At 72.9% G+C, this 16,207-nt stretch carries 12 protein-coding genes; 7 read left to right on the plus strand and 5 right to left on the minus strand.

Annotated elements, in window-relative coordinates; all coding sequences use genetic code 11:
* Nucleotides 1-41 precede the first annotated feature (41 nt).
* From POL72_RS30870 to POL72_RS30885, 4 genes are all read left to right on the plus strand, one after another.
* Nucleotides 42-824: a hypothetical protein gene (locus POL72_RS30870; protein ID WP_272099821.1), complete on the plus strand. Its 783-nt coding sequence runs from the start codon at nt 42-44 to the stop codon at nt 822-824.
* A gap of 244 nt (nt 825-1,068) precedes the next feature.
* A complete protein-coding gene (locus POL72_RS30875; protein ID WP_012236567.1) occupies nt 1,069-1,575 on the plus strand; it encodes a hypothetical protein in 507 nt (168 codons plus the stop codon).
* Complete coding sequence (locus tag POL72_RS30880) at nt 1,572-2,060, plus strand: hypothetical protein (RefSeq protein ID WP_272099823.1); 489 nt, start codon at nt 1,572-1,574, stop codon at nt 2,058-2,060. Before POL72_RS30875 ends, POL72_RS30880 begins: the two co-directional genes overlap by 4 nt.
* Before the next feature lie 135 nt (nt 2,061-2,195).
* On the plus strand, nt 2,196-3,413 hold the full coding sequence (locus tag POL72_RS30885; RefSeq protein ID WP_272099825.1) for a phosphodiester glycosidase family protein: 1,218 nt from the start codon (nt 2,196-2,198) through the stop codon (nt 3,411-3,413).
* Between the two features lie 19 nt (nt 3,414-3,432).
* Here POL72_RS30885 and POL72_RS30890 read toward each other — a convergent pair whose 3' ends face one another.
* The gene (locus POL72_RS30890; protein WP_272099826.1) at nt 3,433-5,631 is read right to left on the minus strand and encodes an ATP-binding protein; all 2,199 of its coding nucleotides are present in this window, start codon (nt 5,629-5,631) and stop codon (nt 3,433-3,435) included.
* A gap of 25 nt (nt 5,632-5,656) precedes the next feature.
* A complete protein-coding gene (locus POL72_RS30895) occupies nt 5,657-8,185 on the minus strand; it encodes a hypothetical protein (protein WP_272099828.1) in 2,529 nt (842 codons plus the stop codon).
* A gap of 257 nt (nt 8,186-8,442) precedes the next feature.
* Between POL72_RS30895 and POL72_RS30900 the strand changes: the two genes are divergently transcribed.
* Nucleotides 8,443-9,948, plus strand: coding sequence for a serine/threonine-protein kinase (locus tag POL72_RS30900; protein WP_272099830.1), 1,506 nt, complete (start codon nt 8,443-8,445; stop codon nt 9,946-9,948).
* 26 nt (nt 9,949-9,974) lie between these two features.
* Here the strand turns inward: POL72_RS30900 and POL72_RS30905 are convergent, their stop codons facing one another.
* Nucleotides 9,975-11,054 (minus strand): peptidase associated/transthyretin-like domain-containing protein, encoded by a 1,080-nt coding sequence (locus POL72_RS30905; RefSeq protein WP_272099832.1) that lies wholly within the window; start codon nt 11,052-11,054, stop codon nt 9,975-9,977.
* A gap of 252 nt (nt 11,055-11,306) precedes the next feature.
* Here POL72_RS30905 and POL72_RS30910 point away from each other — a divergent pair, with 252 nt between their 5' ends.
* Nucleotides 11,307-13,163: a serine/threonine-protein kinase gene (locus POL72_RS30910; protein WP_272099834.1), complete on the plus strand. Its 1,857-nt coding sequence runs from the start codon at nt 11,307-11,309 to the stop codon at nt 13,161-13,163.
* A gap of 463 nt (nt 13,164-13,626) precedes the next feature.
* Nucleotides 13,627-13,890: a GlsB/YeaQ/YmgE family stress response membrane protein gene (locus POL72_RS30915; RefSeq protein ID WP_272099836.1), complete on the plus strand. Its 264-nt coding sequence runs from the start codon at nt 13,627-13,629 to the stop codon at nt 13,888-13,890.
* Here POL72_RS30915 and POL72_RS30920 read toward each other — a convergent pair.
* On the minus strand, nt 13,851-14,660 hold the full coding sequence (locus POL72_RS30920) for a hypothetical protein (RefSeq protein WP_272099838.1): 810 nt from the start codon (nt 14,658-14,660) through the stop codon (nt 13,851-13,853). The two genes, POL72_RS30915 and POL72_RS30920, sit on opposite strands and share 40 nt — an antisense overlap.
* A 146-nt stretch (nt 14,661-14,806) precedes the next feature.
* The gene (locus POL72_RS30925; protein ID WP_272099840.1) at nt 14,807-16,183 is read right to left on the minus strand and encodes a serine/threonine-protein kinase; all 1,377 of its coding nucleotides are present in this window, start codon (nt 16,181-16,183) and stop codon (nt 14,807-14,809) included.
* Nucleotides 16,184-16,207: the final 24 nt, after the last annotated feature.

A 16,207-nucleotide genomic window follows, 5' to 3' on the forward strand; every position in this document is an offset into this window, starting at 1 on the left:
CGCTTCCATCGCGCGGGACTCTAGCGCAAGAGCCGACCGCGGTGTCGTCCCGGCGCCCCTGCCCACCCCAGCTGCTCCCTCGGGCAGCGCGCCTCTGCGCCGCGCTGTTCCTCGGGCTCGTCGCGCCCGGGTGCCACGACGAGCCGCGCCCCTGGGAGGGCAAGCCAGGCCCCGCGGTCGTGCTCTCGGCAGCGCCGCCTCACCCTGCCGCCACGATCGGGACCGGCGAGCTCGCGGACGCCGACGCGGGACAGGGCGACGGCGACGCCGGCGCGCGCACGGATCTCGATCTGCCGGTCCTTCCGGTGCGCGTCGGCGGTCCCTGGGTACGCTGCTATGGGAACTTCAGGATCAGCGGCGATCCGCTGAAGGACGTGACGCGCCTGTCGCTGCTCTGCGGCCCGGAGAACGGCATGCGCCGGATCTCGCCGAAGCCGATCGAAGGTCAGGTGGCCGAAGGCGGCGCGATCGTCACGGAGAAGCTGCAGGCGGTCCGGGGCGCGTGTTACCGGGTATTCGCCGTCGGCGGACCGGGGGTCCTCAACCTGGACGTCGCCGTGCGGAGCAGCCGCGGGGCGATGATCGCGAGCGATGGCACCGAGGACGCATGGCCGATCGTCCAGCCGGATCGGCCCTTCTGCCCGCTCGAGGACGACGACGCCACCGTGGAGATCAGCGCCCGCCGCGGCAATGGCCGGTTCGCAGCGGAGGTCTGGATGCTGAAATCCTACAAACGAGCGCGCCAAGGCGACGCCGGCACCGAAGCGGGAGAGGACGAGACGTACGAAATGAACAACGAGACGGACACCTACGAGGAGCTCTGAGCTGGCGCCCTCTCGACCATCGCCCGAGCCACAGACATCGCGGCGTCACGATTTCCGTCCGGGTCACTGCAGTGTCCGCTGCCGACAGCTGCAAGGCAGAGCTCTGCTGGCTGCCGGACGCGCGCGAAAGGCTCCCCATCGTCATCAAAATCCGGCAGATCCATGGACCATGGCGCGACGCCGGCACCCTGCACGCACCCCTGCATTGACGTGGCCGCCCCGTCCCGCTAGGGGAGCCCGAGCCATGGCCGACGACACCGAGCCGCTCCGCGAGGACGAAGGGGACAAGGTGGAAGGCGAAGGCGAGAAGAAACGCCTCTTCGAGCGCGCTATCCCCGAGATCTTCAAGCGCGTGGTCGAGCGCGCCGTCGAGAGCGGCATCGACAAGCTCAGCGAGGGGCCCGAGAACCTCCGGCACTTCGTGGGCGACCTCAAGCTTCCCAAAGAGGTCCTCCACTACCTCTATACCCAGATCGACGAGACCAAGAACGGTCTCTACCGGGTCGTCGCGAAGGAGATCCGGGACGTGCTCGAGCACACCCAGTTCGCGGACGAGATCACGAAGGTGCTGACGAAGCTCTCCTTCGAGATCAAGACCGAGATCCGCTTCATTCCCAACGAAGCGGCGAAGCGAGACGACAGCCAGGACGAGCCGAGGACCGGGTTGCCGAAGCCGGAGGTCACCGCTCAGGTGAACGTCAAAGACCGAAGCAAAGAGACCGGGCGAGACCGGCGCCGTGAGGAGAAGTGACGACGAAAAAGCTTAGGACAGGCGGCGAAGTCGACGCCTGGTGCACCAAGTGCCGCCTCGATCTTACCCATCGGATCATCGCGATGGTCGGCGACGTGGTGAAGAAGGTCGAGTGCAAGACCTGCATGTCGCACCACCTCTACCGCCAGCCGAAGAGCGAACGGGAGAACCGCGCGGCGGCCCGCGCCTCCGCTCGCAGCAGCAGCGAGCCGCGGGCGGCGTCGAGCTCGCCGCGCGGCGGCGTGGAGCGCCTCACGGCCGCCCAGCGCGCCGAGCGCGATCAGACGCTCGCGTGGGAGCGCGCCATCGCGGGGCAGCCGTCCGGCGCGTTCAAGCCGTACCGCGTGACGCTGACCTTCGGCGAGGGCGAGCTGATCCACCACAGCAAGTTCGGCGACGGCGTGGTCGCGAAGGTCATCGATCGGGGCAAGATCGAGATCCTGTTCAAGGATGGCCCCCGGACGATGGCGCACGGGCAGCCGTAACGAGCGCCGCGGCGCTCGCTCGAAGCCCGAAACTTGGGGCTACCCGCGCGATCGGGTAGCCTCGGCATCGCCTTGGACAACCCTTCGCCCCCTCCTGCGAGCGGGTCCCTGCGCAGGCGGCGATCCCGCGCTCGCTTGCCCGAGCGCGCGCTGCGTTGCGCGGCGATCTGCGCGATCGCCGTCGAGGCGCTCTGGTACGGCATCCACGAGGTCCGCGGCTTCGGCCCGGCCCTCGCCGACGGCGTGCGCGCCGTGGTCGGTCCTGCGCCTGTCGCGTGGGCCGAGGACGTGGCCTACGGCGTCGCCGATCGGCTGAACCGTGCCATCTACCGCCACGCGGCGCCGAAGACCTTCTGGGAGCCCCCGCCCGCCGCCGTCGCCGCGGAGGCCGCGAAGAGCGCCGAGGGCCCGGAGGCGGAGCCGGTCACGTCGCCCGCCTCGTTCCAGCCGCCCTTCCCCGAGGTCGCGGCCACCGGTGATGGCGTCTGGACGCCGATCGCCGACAGCGCCGCACGGCCCGGCGAAGCTCAGGTGCTCTGGAAGAGCGTCGTGCACCCCGACCCGAAGCGCGTGTTCGCGGCCATCGCGGTGGTGGCGATCGATCTCGGGCGCGTCGACCTCCGGCTCGTCGCGGGCACCAAGGAGCCGTTCTCGCCGGACATCCCGGCAGAGCGGCGCCCTGGGCTCGTGCCAGGAGGCGACGCCGCGGAGCTCGTCGCCGCCTTCAACGGGGGCTTCAAGGCGATGCACGGCCACTACGGGATGATGCTCGACGGCGACACGTTCCTGCCGCCGCGCGACAGGGCGTGCACGATCGCGCTCTACCGCAGCGGCGCGGTGCGGATCCGGACCTGGCCCGAGCTGCGCGACGGCGAGGCCCGCATGGCCGCGTACCGGCAGACGCCGCCTTGCCTGGTCGAGCAGGGCGAGCTCCACCACGCGCTGTACGACTCGAACCGGGACTGGGGTGCGACGGTGAGCGGCGAGACGGTGATCCGGCGCTCGGCGCTCGGCGTCGACGCGACGGGCAAGCTGCTCTTCTACGGGCTCGGCGAGGCCGTCACGGCCCGCAGCCTCGCCCGGGGGATGAAGGCCGCGGGCGCGCACGACGTGGCGGAGCTCGACGTCAACCACGCCTACCCGCGCTTCCTCCTGTACGCCCGCGGCGCGGACGGCGCGGGACCGCGCGCCAGCTCGGCGCTGATCCCGGACGTGCAGTTCAAGCCCGAGGAGTACGTCGCGGAGCCGGCGCAGCGCGACTTCTTCTACCTGCGACGCCGTCGACCGCCGGCGCCGCTCGGGATCGCCGATCCGGCGCCCGAGAGCGACGTCCTCGATCGCGGCGGGCGGTGACCACCGGCCCTCGCCGCGACTAGCGGCGATCGAGCAGGTCGCGCAGGCGCTGCGCGAGCGTCTCGGGGGTGAACGGCTTCTGCAGCAGCGCGAGCTCGCGATCGGGCTCGGCGCCCGCGAGGACGTCCTCGGCGTAGCCGGAGATGTACAGCACGCGGGCGCGCGGGTGGATCGCGACGGCGCGCTCGGCGAGCTCGCGGCCGTTCATGCCCGGCATCACGAGATCGGTGAGCAGGAGGTCCACGGCGTCTTCTCCCTCCCGCGCGAGCACCGCCAGCGCTTCCTCACCGCTCGCGGCCGAGAGCACGCCGTAGCCTCGCCGCTCGAGCACATCGACGATGAGCTTGCGGACGGCGTCGTCGTCCTCGACGACGAGCACCGTCTCGTCGCCGCCCGCCGGCGACGGCCGCGCGCGGGCGGGCGCCACCTCGGCGCGCTCCTCGACGCGCGGGAAGTAGACGCGGAACGTCGTGCCGCGCCCGGGCTCGCTCTCGACCTCGATGAGCCCGCCGCTCTGGCTCACGATCCCGTACACCGTGGCGAGGCCCAGCCCCGTGCCCTTGCCTCGCGCCTTCGTCGTGAAGAACGGCTCGAACAGGTGCGAGAGCGTGTCGTGATCCATCCCGTTGCCGCTGTCGGTCACCGAGAGCACGACGTAGGGAGGGCCCCCGGCGGCGGGCGCGTCGTCGTCGTCCCGCTCCGCCGGCGCGAAGGACCTCGCCGCCGGGCTCTCGCCTGGCTCGCCCAGGGAGGTCTCGACGACGAGCTTGCCGCCCCTCGGCATCGCGTCGCGCGCGTTCACGACGAGGTTCAGGATGACCTGCTCCAGCTGGCTCTTGTCGACCTTGATCGAGCCGAGATCCCGGTCGACGTTCGTCTGCAGATCGATGTCCTCGCCGATGAGGCGCTGCAGCATCGTCTGCATGTCGAGCACCACCGCGTTGATGTCGAGCGCCTCGCGCTGCAGCGCCTTGCGGCGGCTCATCGCGAGGAGCTGCCGCGTGAGCGCCGCGGCGCGCTCCCCGGCCTTCGTGACCTGGAGGGCGTCGCGCCGCAGCGCGCTGTCGGGCCCGAGGCGGCGGATGAGGAGCTCGCCGTAGCCGAGCATCACCATGAGCATGTTGTTGAAGTCGTGCGCGATGCCGCCGGCGAGCCGCCCGAGCGCCTCCATCTTCTGCGACTCGCGCGAGCGCTCCTCGCGCTGCCGGAGCGCCTCCTCGGTGCGCCGCCGCTCGGTGATGTCGCGGACGAGGACGAGGACGTGCCCCTCGAGGAACGGCATCACCCGCGCCTCGACGTGCCGCTCTCCGCCGGCGCTCGCGACGGCGTGCTCGAGCGCGACCACGGCGCCCGCCTCGTGGGCCTCCTGGCTCGCGCGCTCGAGCCGCTCCCCGAGATCCAGCGGGAGCACCTCGGTCATGCGCTTGCCCGACAGCGCCTCCGCCGCGACGTGGAGCTCGGAGAGCCGCGGCTGGTTGAAGTCGACGATCTGCAGCTCGGCGTCGAGGCGGAAGCAGAGATCGGGGATCGCGTGAAATAGCGCGCGGAGCTCGCCCGCGGCGCGCGCGCCCTCCCGCTCGGCGCGCCACCGCTCGACGCTCTGCCCGATCTGGCTGCCCACGGACGCAAGGACGCGGAGCAGCTGCTCGTCGCCGCGGTGCGGGGCGCGGCTCCTTAGCTCGATCACCCCGGCGACGCGGGAGCCGCACGGGATCGGGACGGCGCACGCCGCGCGCTCCCAGTCCGGCGCGCGCGCGGCATGCTCGCCGACGTCGACGACGCCCACGCTGGCGCGGAACACCGGCGAGCCGCGCCGGAAGGCCTCGCCGACGAGATCGGACTCGGCGGCGAGGGTCGGCCCCTGGCGGAGCACCTCCGCGAGCGCCTCGCGATCGACGTGCGCCGCCGACCGGGCCTCGACGCAGCGGAGCGCGCCCGCCCTCGCCGCGGATCGCGGCGCGTCGCCCGCGGCGCTCGGCTCCGGCTCCGCGAGCCAGAGCGCGGCGACGTCCCAGCCGAGGTGGTCGATCAGCGCGGCGAGCACGCGCGGAGCAGCCTCCGCGAGCGAGGCCGCCCCGCACAGCGCGCTCGTCGTCGCGAGGTGCGCGGCCAGCCGGGCCTCGGCCTGCCGGCCCTCGGTCGGATGGACCTCGCCGAGGCCGCCTGGCGCTGCGCCGGCGTAGGCCTGTCCCTCGGGATCGAGATCGTCGTGTGGCACGTGAAGCCGCGGAGCCCCCATGCGCTCAGCCGCCGGTCTTCTCTGCGGCGCCGCTCTCGAGGTGCACCGTCCAGCATACGGCGCCGGAGGCCGGCTCACCGCCGGGCGGCCCCACGCTGACCTCCGCGCGGGCCGGCCCGACGGCACGGACGTAGAGCCGCTGTCCGACGGCGCCGCGCCCGAGCGCGCAGATCGCGCGGCGCACGCGCGGATCGTCCGCCGCGACCTCTCCCTCGTCGGCGGCCATGAACAGGAGCTCGACCTCGGGCTTCAAGCAAGCGCCGACCTCTCGCCAGACGTCGTAGTCGACGGACGGATCCAGGACGTCGGCGAGCTGCCCGTGGCGGGCGCGCCCGACGCGGTAGCGGAACGCGTCGCGCTTCTCCGCGCGGAGCGTGGCCCCGATCCGATCGAACCGGAGCGACAGCGCGCCGAGCGCGGCGGCCATCTTCACGGTGGGCGCGCCCAGGTTGGCCTTGTCCGGCTCCTTGAACCGGTGCACCTGCACGCCCGCCGGCATCACGCCGGCGAGCAGCTCCGCGAAGCGCTGGTTCATCCCGAGGCGCCCGCCGAGCAGGATCCGGAGCCCCTGGTAAGGATCCGGCTCCCTCCCGATCTTGGCCACCGCGCCCTCGAGGTGCCGGCGGACCACCTCGACCCCGTCCCGGAACCACGCGTCGATCGCGCTGCTCAGCGCTCCGCGATCGATCGAGAGCGGCACGACGACCGGAACCCCGTCCAGCCCGACCAGCGAGAGCCGCTCCGCGACCGTCGCGCTCGGCCCCCCCTCGAGGAGAGGCCGCAGCAGCTCCTTGAGAGCCCACGCGTTGGCGCGCCCATCGGGGGACGAAACGAGCAGATCTTCCGCGCCGTCGATCGGGTCCTCCTCGGGCGGTCGCTCGAAGGGGATCCGGTGATCGAGCATCGCGGCCTGGCTGGACGAGTACACCCTGTAGGCGATCCGGTGGAGGAGCCGCTCGCCCCCGAGCCACGGGATCGCCGTGGGCTCGAGGTATTCGACCATCCGCTCCAGCCCCTGCGCGGCCTCGTGCGCCTTCGCGCTCCGCAGGATGCCGAAGGCGAGCCCCGCCTCGCTGGCCCCTGCGTCGACGACGCAGAACGGGACGCCGCCGTCCCGCGGCTGGATCCCGAACATCCGGAACGCCTGGACCGCATAGGCAATCGCGGACGGCCCCCCGTCGACGACCTGCAGGCCGTCGAGATCGTGGTACTCGCAGAGGCCCGCGGGCAGGCTCCGGAACAGGCCGCGGCGGAAGGCGATGAGCACGCTCTCGCGGCGCTCGGGCGACCAGCCCGTCGGCATCGTGATCGCGTAGCGCGTGGAGAGCCCCCGCGAGCGCTGGTTCAGGTGCAGGCCGACGTAGTACGCGTAGAGCTCGAGCGGATCGAACGGGTCGTGCGCGCCGATCCCTTCCTCGTCGATGATGGGCGGCGCCGGCTTCTTCAGCGCCTCCGTCGTGTCGGGGTCGCTCCTGCCCCGGAGGCGGAACGGCTCGCCGCGCTCGGTCCGCTCGCGCAGGAGCGGGAGGGCCGGCAGGGAGGCCGCGGCGCGCTCGTGGACGTCGGCGCCCGGCCGGAGGCGCATGTCGCGCGCTGCGTGCCCGACGAGCACGTCGCCCCAGCGCGTCATGGGCAGGATCACCCGATCGCGCCAGGCCTTCGTCGTCCGCGCCAGCGCCTCGAACGCGACCTCGCTCGGGTTCTCGTTGTCGGCAGACACCCGGACCGGCGCGTCGGCGCCGATCCGGACGAACTCGGCGCCGCCGCGCTCGCCCCGGACGGCGACGGCCGTCGACGCCGCGCCGACGTCCACGGCGACCCAGTCGGCCCGCACGTCGAGCCGGGGATCGCGCCGCTTCACCTCGGGCGGGATCGGGTCCTTGTCGGTCTTGCCGGTGCGGCGGTGCAGCCCGACCACGCGGCCCTGTCGGACGATGGCGATGGACGTCGCGCCGAGGAAGCGCGCGCCGGTCCAGAAGCCCTGCGCGGGATCGACCAGCGTCGTCCCCTTCACCGGATCGAGGTTCGCGACGACCTTGGGGAAGAAGTCCGCGATGTGCTCCGGCGAGGCCACCCCGTCGTAGCGCTCGACCTTGATCGGCGGCGAGTAGTAGTTCTGGAGCCCTTCACCGTAGATGCGCGGACTGACCTGGATCAGCTTCAGGTAGGGGATCGGGCAAGTCTGCTCGTCCAGGCGGAACTCCTGGTAGAGCGCGGTCGGGGCGATCGTGTTCTCCATCTCGGGCGCGATGCGAGGCACGCTCGCGCTCATCTCGGTGCCGAAGTACATGAACTTCGTGCCGGCGCCCCCGGTGAAGGCGGCAATCCTGACCTCGTTGAACGTCGCCTGCCCGACGATGAGCGGCGGTAACGCGATCACGTAGTCGAGCACCAGCGTCGTGAGCCAAGGTTGGTCGAAGAGGCGCGATTCCCAGCGCATGACGAGCGTCGGGAACGCGCGGCCCTCGAGGGAGACGATCTTCTCCGCCTCGCGAACCAGCGCACCATCGACGGACAGCTCGTAAACCGGCATACGTGGGCGACGTTATCACGAAGATCCCCTGCGCCGGCCCGGGGATCGCGGGAGCGGGGCGTCGGTTGTCAGGCGCTCAGGCGCTCAGGCGCTCAGGCGCTCGCGCGCCCACGCCATCGATCCTCCCGTGGGTGTCCACGCCGCACGGCGGCGGGCGAAGGCGACGCCCGTCGTCGCGCTGCGAGGCCGTAGGCCGGGCTCGGGCGACCGTGCTAGCCTGGCGGCGTGATTTGCTTCTCCGGACCGGGAACGCTGTCATGAATCCGTTGGTCGGCGAGATCATCGACGGCAAGTACCGGATCGTCCGGCTGCTCGGCCAGGGGGGCATGGGCGCGGTCTTCGAAGGCGAGAACGTGCGCATCCGGCGCCGCGTCGCCATCAAGCTGCTGCACGCGAACATCTCGAGCCAGGCCGAGTCCGTCGCGCGCTTCGAGCGCGAGGCCCAGGCCGCCGCCCGCATCGGCTCCGATCACATCTGCGAGGTGCTCGACCTCGGCGTGCTGCCGGACGGCACGCGGTACATGGTCATGGAGTACCTCGAGGGAGAGACCCTCGGGGCCAAGATCGAGCGGATGGGGCGGCTCGGGCCCGAGATCACCGTGCCGATCATGGTGCAGGTGCTCGAGGCGCTCGGCGCCGCGCACGCCGCGGGGATCATCCACCGCGATCTCAAGCCCGACAATATCTTCGTCATCCCGTCGAAGGCCGGCCTCAGCAACTTCGTGAAGGTGCTCGATTTCGGCGTCTCGAAGTTCTCGCAGCTCGCCGGCTCGGAGATGAGCATGACGCGCACGGGCGCGGTGGTCGGGACGCCGTACTACATGTCGCCCGAGCAGGCCCGCGGCTCCAGCCCCGTGGATCAGCGGACCGACATCTACGCCATGGGCGTTCTGCTCTTTCAGGCGACGACCGGTCAGGTGCCGTTCGATGCGGCGACCTTCAACGAGCTGCTCTTCAAGATCGTGCTCGAGCCGGCTCCCCTGCCCCAGCAGCTCGTGCCCGACCTCGACGCCGAGTTCTCCGGGATCATCCAGAAGGCGATGGCGCGCGAGCCGGGGGGCCGCTTCCAGAGCTGCGCGGAGTTCAAGAACACGCTCCTCGCCTGGGCCGCAGCGCGGCCCAGCCTGGCCTTGCTGACCACGGGACGGACGTCCTTCCCCCGGCTGTCGCTGCCGTCCCAGCCCGATACGACCACACCTCCGCCCACCCGCACCGAGCCGCCATGGGGTGGCCAACATGGGGCGGCGGTGCCCGGCATGGGCCAGACGCCGCAGCTGACCGCGAACTCGTGGGGCGCCTCGTCAGGGGTCACGGGCCGCTCGACGCGCCCGGCTTCCAGGATGCCGCTCCTCGCCGCGATCGCCGGGGCGGCCAGCTTGTTCGGCGCGGGCGTCGCCGTCTGGCTCGCCTTCGGACACAGCGGGACGACGGGCGCGGCCAGCGCGGGTCCGAGCGCTGTCGGCGCGACCGCCATCCCGGCGCCCTCGCCCCCTCCTCCCGCACCACCGACCGCCCCGCCGACCGAGCCGATCGTCACCGCGAGCGCCACGGTCGCAGAGCCTGCTCCGTCCGTCACCGCCGAGCCCGTCGCAGCGCCGACGGCCTCCTCGGCTCAGGTGAAGCCGCTCCCGCCGCGCCCGCAGCCTCCCCAAACGAAGCCGTTGCCGGTCACGAGGCCGCCGCACACGGCCCCGTCGACGAAGCCGAGCACGTCACCCCAGAAGCCGCAAAAGCCGGGGGTACCGGGCGACTTCGGCTACTAACGCCCGCGCCGCGCAGAGCGCTGGGATCAGAACGCGCCGCGCAGCCCGAGCCCGGTCGGCGTTACGTAGGGGGCGATCCAGGCGGAGCTCGAGGGCTCTGGCTTGGACGTCAGCTCCAGCACGAGCAGCGTCACGCCGCCGGCGAGCAGCACGCCACCCCCGATGAGGCCGGCCGCGCCGATCGTCTGCTGTGACGCAGCATCGGAGTCGAGCGACTTGATCTTGGCCTGGATCAACGGGCCGCACTCCGCGCCGACACCGCTCTGCGATTCGCACCCGCGCGAGGCGCTGAGATCGTTCGCTTCCTTCTGCGTACCGCTGCTCTTGGCCAGGAACACCGAGCCCATCACGACGCCGCCGAGCCCGAGCGCCGTGGCCGCGATGCCCCCGCCCAGCATCGCCGCGTTCGTCTTTCGCTCCGGGGTGCCGTGCGGGGCGACAGGGGGCACCTCGGTCTGCCCACCGCCCCAGGTGCCCTGCCCCTCGACCGAGCCTCCCGGCGGGGGGACCACGGCCGGGCCTTCCGGGACCGGGATCTTCAGCTCCTTCCGCTCGCCGTCGCCGATGGTGACCCCCTGCTCGATCGGCGCGAGGCCCGGCGGAACCACGGTGACCACGTGATTCCCCGGATCGATCGGGCGATGCACGCCGAGCAGCGCGTCCGCGACCGGCTGGCCGTCCAGCTTCACGCCGATCTTCCGGCCGGCGGCGCCCTCCAGCGCGATGCGCAGCGACGCGATCTTGGGCTCGATCGCGGCGAGCTCCTCCCTCGCGTCCTGCTGCGCCCTCTTGAACGGAGACGGCGCGGTGGGCAGGAGCTCCTCGCGGACGATCCTCAGGTAGGTCTCCTTCGCAGCGACGAGCCGGCCGAGGCGCACCTGTGCGCGCGCGATCAGCAGGAGGTGCGTCGGAGCGTGCACGAGCGCCTCGGCCCGACCCAACAGATCGATCGCCTCCTCGAAGCGGCCGGACGTGAACGCTTCGGCGCCCTGCGTGGCCAGCGACCGCGCCGCTGCTCTGTCCTGGTCCGACTGCGCAAGTGCCTCGCCCGTCGGGAGCAGCAGGAACAGCGCCGCAGCGAACGGAACGCATCGTCTCAAGAGCACTCAGGCCTCCTCGCGCGCCACGCTATCACACGCCGTCGACAACGGAACAAATCAGCCCTCGCGGCGCCCTTGCACGGGCGTAGGCGGCGCTTTCCCTCGCGAAACGCGCGCGGCGAGCTGGCCGCTCGGCCCAGCGCCGCGAGCGCCGGCGCAGGGCGCCCGCGGCGCGGCCGCGCCCGACGCTCCGCCTCGCGGCCCCTGTGAACCGTCCGCACAGCGCGATGGCACCCATTCTGCTGCGTGGAACGCGCCATGGATTGCCTCCGCTCCTCCGCGCCCCTCGACGCGGGACTCCCGTCCTCGGAGCGATTCCTCAGGGGACGCCTTCTCGGGGGGCGGTACCTCGTCGAGCACATGATCGGCGCCGGCGCGATGGGGCGCGTCTACCGCGCGAGGCACCTCGGGCTCGGGCGCGCGTGCGCGGTGAAGGTCATCCACGAGCGCGTCGCCGCGCCGCGCGTGGGCGGCAGAGCGAGCCACCGCGTCTGCACGACGCGCGTCGCCGCGTCGCCGCGCGGCGAGGGAGCCGGCCATCGAGGCTCGAGCGGCGTGAGCGAGAGGTCGCGCTCCGAAGAGAGGTCGCGCTCCGGCGGCGTCCGCGCCGGAGACGCCGTGCTGAGGTTCCATGTCGAAGCGCTCGCGGCGAGCCGGCTCGATCATCCGAACATCGTGCGCGTCCTCGACTTCGGCTGCGAGCCGGTGAGCCTGCACGGCGCGCTCGGGGCGAACGCCGGCGGACACGAGGCGGAGCCGCCCAGCCTCTGGTACCTGGTCACCGAGCACCTCGACGGCGAGGACCTCATCGACCTCCTGAACGCCACGCCGATCCTGCCCCCGGAGCGCATCGTCTCGATCATGCGCCAGCTGTGCTCCGCGCTGCAGCACGCGCACGATGCGGGGGTCATCCACCGCGACGTCAAGCCCGAGAACATCCGCCTGGTGCCTCGCTTCGACGACGACGGGGCGCCGTTCGAGCAGGTGAAGCTCCTCGACTTCGGGACGGCGAAGCTGCTCCACGACGACCGATCCGGCGCGTTCGGCGGCTCGCCCCTGCTCCCCGTGCCCGACGAGGACAACGGCAGGCTCGTCATCGGAACCCCGGCCTACATGAGCCCGGAGCAGGCCGCAGGGCAGGCTGTCGATGCGCGGAGCGACGTCTACGCGTGCGGCGTGCTGCTCTTCGAGATGGCCACGGGGCGGCTCCCCTTCGAGCGCCCGACGCCCGTCGCGCTCGCCGCCGCGCACGTCGAGTCCCCGCCGCCCCGACCGAGCGCGCTCCATCCGGCGTTCGATCCGGATCTGGAGGCGCTGATCCTCCAGTGCCTGCGCAAAAATCCAGAGGACCGCCCGCAGAGCGCGCGCGCGCTGCGCGAGGCGCTCGGGCACATCGCGCTTCGCCGGGCGCGCTCCGCCGCCGACGAGCACGCCGCGGTCAGCGGCTCTCCGCGCCCCTCGGAGGGAGGGCGCCCAGCGACGGCGTCCTCGTCGCGTCGGAGGTCCTCCGCGGAGGACGCCGCCACGGCGCGCTCGGCGGGAGCCTCGACGTGGGTGGGCTATCGCTCGCCGTCTCTGCCGGAGAGCGCGCACCTCGATCGCCCCGGCTCTCCGCCGACCACGCAGCGAGACGAGTCGTCCGCTCCAACGTGGGTCGGCCACCGCTCCACGCCTTGTCTCCCGGCTGCGCTCGTCGAGACGGCCTCGCCCCCCGCGCCGGCCGGCGCGCCGCCGGTGGACGCGGCACCCCCGCCCACCGAGGCGCCGCCTCCCGCGCACGCTCCGGCCAGCGCCCAGCGCGCACCGGCGCTCGACGCGGCGATCGAGCCGCTCTCCTTGCTTCGAGCGCACCGCTCCTGCGGATCGCGGAGCCTGGTCGCGCTCCACCGGCGTCGGCGCGGGCGTCTCGCGCCGGTCGTGATCGGCACCGTCGCTGCCACGGTGCTCGGCGGATCGCTGTGCCTGCTCTTCAACGCTGCAGGCGCGGCGCTCGCCACGCTCACCTCGCCATCGCCGGAGCGCGAGGGCGAGGCGCCCCCGACCGCCGAGGGACGCGCATGGCCGGCGCGCGCGCCAGAGCCGGACCCCACCTGCCCTGCGGGACCGCCGCGGTGAACGCCCCAGCCGGGCCGCACGCCGGGTACGCCCCGGGGCACGGCGGGCCGACGGGCGCGGGAGACGCGCCCGCGCCCGCTCACGCGACGCCCGGATCGGGCTCGGAGCGCTCGAGGAACGATACGAAGCAGACCGACGGCGAGGGCCGAGGCGCGCGCGGTGCGAACGAAGCGCTCACCCCGCGCCAGGAGCGCGCCGAGCGCGCCGCGATCCTCGATCCCGCCCGCGCCGCTGCGCGCCGATGTACAGCCGATGCCCAGCGCAGCGCGCCTGATGGCGACGCAGTTCACGCTGGCCACCGGGTCTCCGCTTCATGGCGGTGCGAACGGAGCTCACCGCGCGCGGCACGTCGTCTGCAGACGCTGGCGCAGATGCTGGCGCCGGGCGAAACGCTGGACGCTGGCCTCCGCGTCGACGCGGGAGGACGGCCCTCGGCGTCACGCGGTGTCGAGAGGAGCGAACCATGTCCGTGCTGTTGTGGATCCTGTTTGGCCTCATCGTCGGCGTCATCGCCAAGCTGCTGACCCCTGGCCGCGACCCGGGTGGCTTCGTGGTCACAGCGCTGCTGGGCGTGGCCGGCTCCTTGCTCGGCGGCTTCATCGGCCGGGCGATAGGGCTCTATCCGTCGTATCAGTCGAGCGGCGGCTTCTTCACGTCGATCCTGGGCGCCATCGTCATCCTCGCCATCTACAACGCGACGATCGGCCGGCGAACGATGAGGCCCTGATCGCTCCCACCATCGACGGGCTCGCCCCGCCGCGAGGCAGAGAGCTGCCCGAGCAGCGCGGCGGCGGGCACCACGCGGGCCGGCGCGGCGCGCCGATCCAGGCGGAAATCGAGCGCGACGTCCGGCGGCAGCGGCCGGATGGCGCCCGCGCCGTAGCAGCGGTGATAGACGAGATCGCCCGGCCCAGCACCCCGCCCGCCGAGCTGGTGGCTCCACCACCGCGAGTAGACGGTAGGGCGTTCGGGATCGACCGAGAGCAGATCCGAGCGCTCGAGCCGCACATCGCCGTGATCGCCGCCGTCCGCTGCGCCGCGCTCCGCGGTGAGCCGCCCCCCGTCGCCAACGCTGTAGACGATCCTGAACCCCTCGACATCGCCCTTGCCGTAGACGGCGCGCTGGACTCCCGGAGCGAAGAGCAGAGCGTGCGTGTAGACGAGGTCCACGGCGAGCGCGGGCAGCACGGTCCAGGTCAGCCAGTTGTTGCCCCACGGCCGTTCCTCCGAGAAGAACGCGTAATAGCCGACGGAGACCTCGCCGCGCTCTCCGATCGAGCTGCGGTAGTACAGGACGTCGCCGAGCTCGCCCGCGCTCGCGACCGTCGAGCCGACACAGACGGGCTGCCGCTCGATGGCCGCGCCGAGCTCCGTCGGCTCCGCCGGATCACGGGCGACCGTGCGCGGCAGCGCGCTCCCGCCCGTGGAGCTCGCGAGGAGGGAGACGGCCAGCGCAGCGATCGGGAGAGAACGGCTCAGGAGATTCCGGACGGGCATCAGGGCGGACAAGGCTAGCGAGCCCGTCGCTACCCGCGCCAACGCCAACGGCCGTTCTCGTTCGACGACTCACAACTGCGGCGCCGAATGGGGATCTCCGCGGGCTCACGGCTCTCCGCGCTGCGGCGCCGGCCTTGGAACGCTCGTCACTCGCGGGGCGCGCCGCCGCTCGCCGGCGCAACGCCGCCGTCGAACGCGCCGATCGCCCTGCCCGCGAGCGCCCCGGCGGCGAAGGTCACCGCCGCGATCACGAGCCAGGGAAGGAGTCGAACGCGCCGCAGCGGACGCGCGTCCCTCCAGTGCGGCGTGACGGCGCTCCTGGCCTCGCTGCGCTCGCTCCCTTCTTCCGGCGCACATGGGCGCGCGTCCGTCCCGCGCAGCGTCGGCGTCACCTCGCCGCGATCGTCCCCTGAGCGGCCTGCGGCGGTCCGCCGCGCGCCCGTGCGCCCGCGAGACCCGGCGGATCTCCGGCAGCCCCGCACGAGCAGCGACCGGTGCCGATCGCGCCCGCTCGCGACCTCGCGCACGAGCGCGGCGATCTCCTGGCCCGCGAGCAGCCCGCGCTCGCTCGAGCTCGGCTCGTCGCCGCCGCTCGGCGCTCGGCGCAGCGAGGCGAGCACCTCGGCGAGCGCCTCTTCCATCTGCGCCGCGGTCTCGAAGCGGCCCTCGGGATCGCGCGCGAGCGCGCGCCGGATCGCCTCCTCGAGCAGCGCCGGGCACGCGGGGCGGAGCGGCGCGATCGCCGGCACCTCGCCGGAGAGCACCGCGCCCATCGTCGCGCCGTCGTCCTTGCGGTGGAACAGGCGACGCGCCGTCAGCAGCTCGAAGAGGATCACGCCGACCGCGAAGAGATCGGCCCGCGCGTCGACCCTCTGCCCGCGCAGCTGCTCGGGCGCCACATAGCCGAGCTTGCCCTTCACCGTGCCGCCGCCGCTCGACGGGGCCGCGTCGTCGGACGAGCACGGGGAGCCGAAGGGGTCGGCGTCCTCCGCGCTGCTCATCGCCGTCATCTGCGCGACGCCGAAGTCGATGAGCTTGATCTCCCCCTCGAGCGAGAGGAGCACGTTCTGCGGGCTCACGTCGCGGTGCACGAGACCGACGAGCTTCCCGCCGTCGTCGCGGAGCCCGTGCGCGTGCCCGAGCGCCCGCAGCACGCCCAGGCCGATCTCGATGGCCGCCTCGAGCGGGAACGGCCGCCCCTCCGCGAAGAGAGAGCGCGCCGCGGCGGCCAGATCGCAGCCCGGGACGTACTCGATCACGAGGTGATGGCGTCCTTCGTGAACGACGAAGTCGTGGAACCGGATCACGTTGGGGTGCTGAAGCCGGGCGCTGATCCAGGCCTCCCAGAGGAACATCCGCACGATCGACGGATCGCGCCTCGCCTCGGGCCGAAGGCGCTTCACGACGACGGGGTGGGCGATACCTGCCGGCCCGCGCCGGCACGCGAGGAACAGCTCCGCCATGCCGCCCGCCGACAGGCGCGCGAGCAACGCATAGCCGCCGTCGCCCATGGGCAGGTCCATCTCTCGACCCCTCCACGGCAGCTC

This window comes from Sorangium aterium, from assembly GCF_028368935.1.
GTDB lineage: Bacteria > Myxococcota_A > Polyangia > Polyangiales > Polyangiaceae > Sorangium > Sorangium atrum.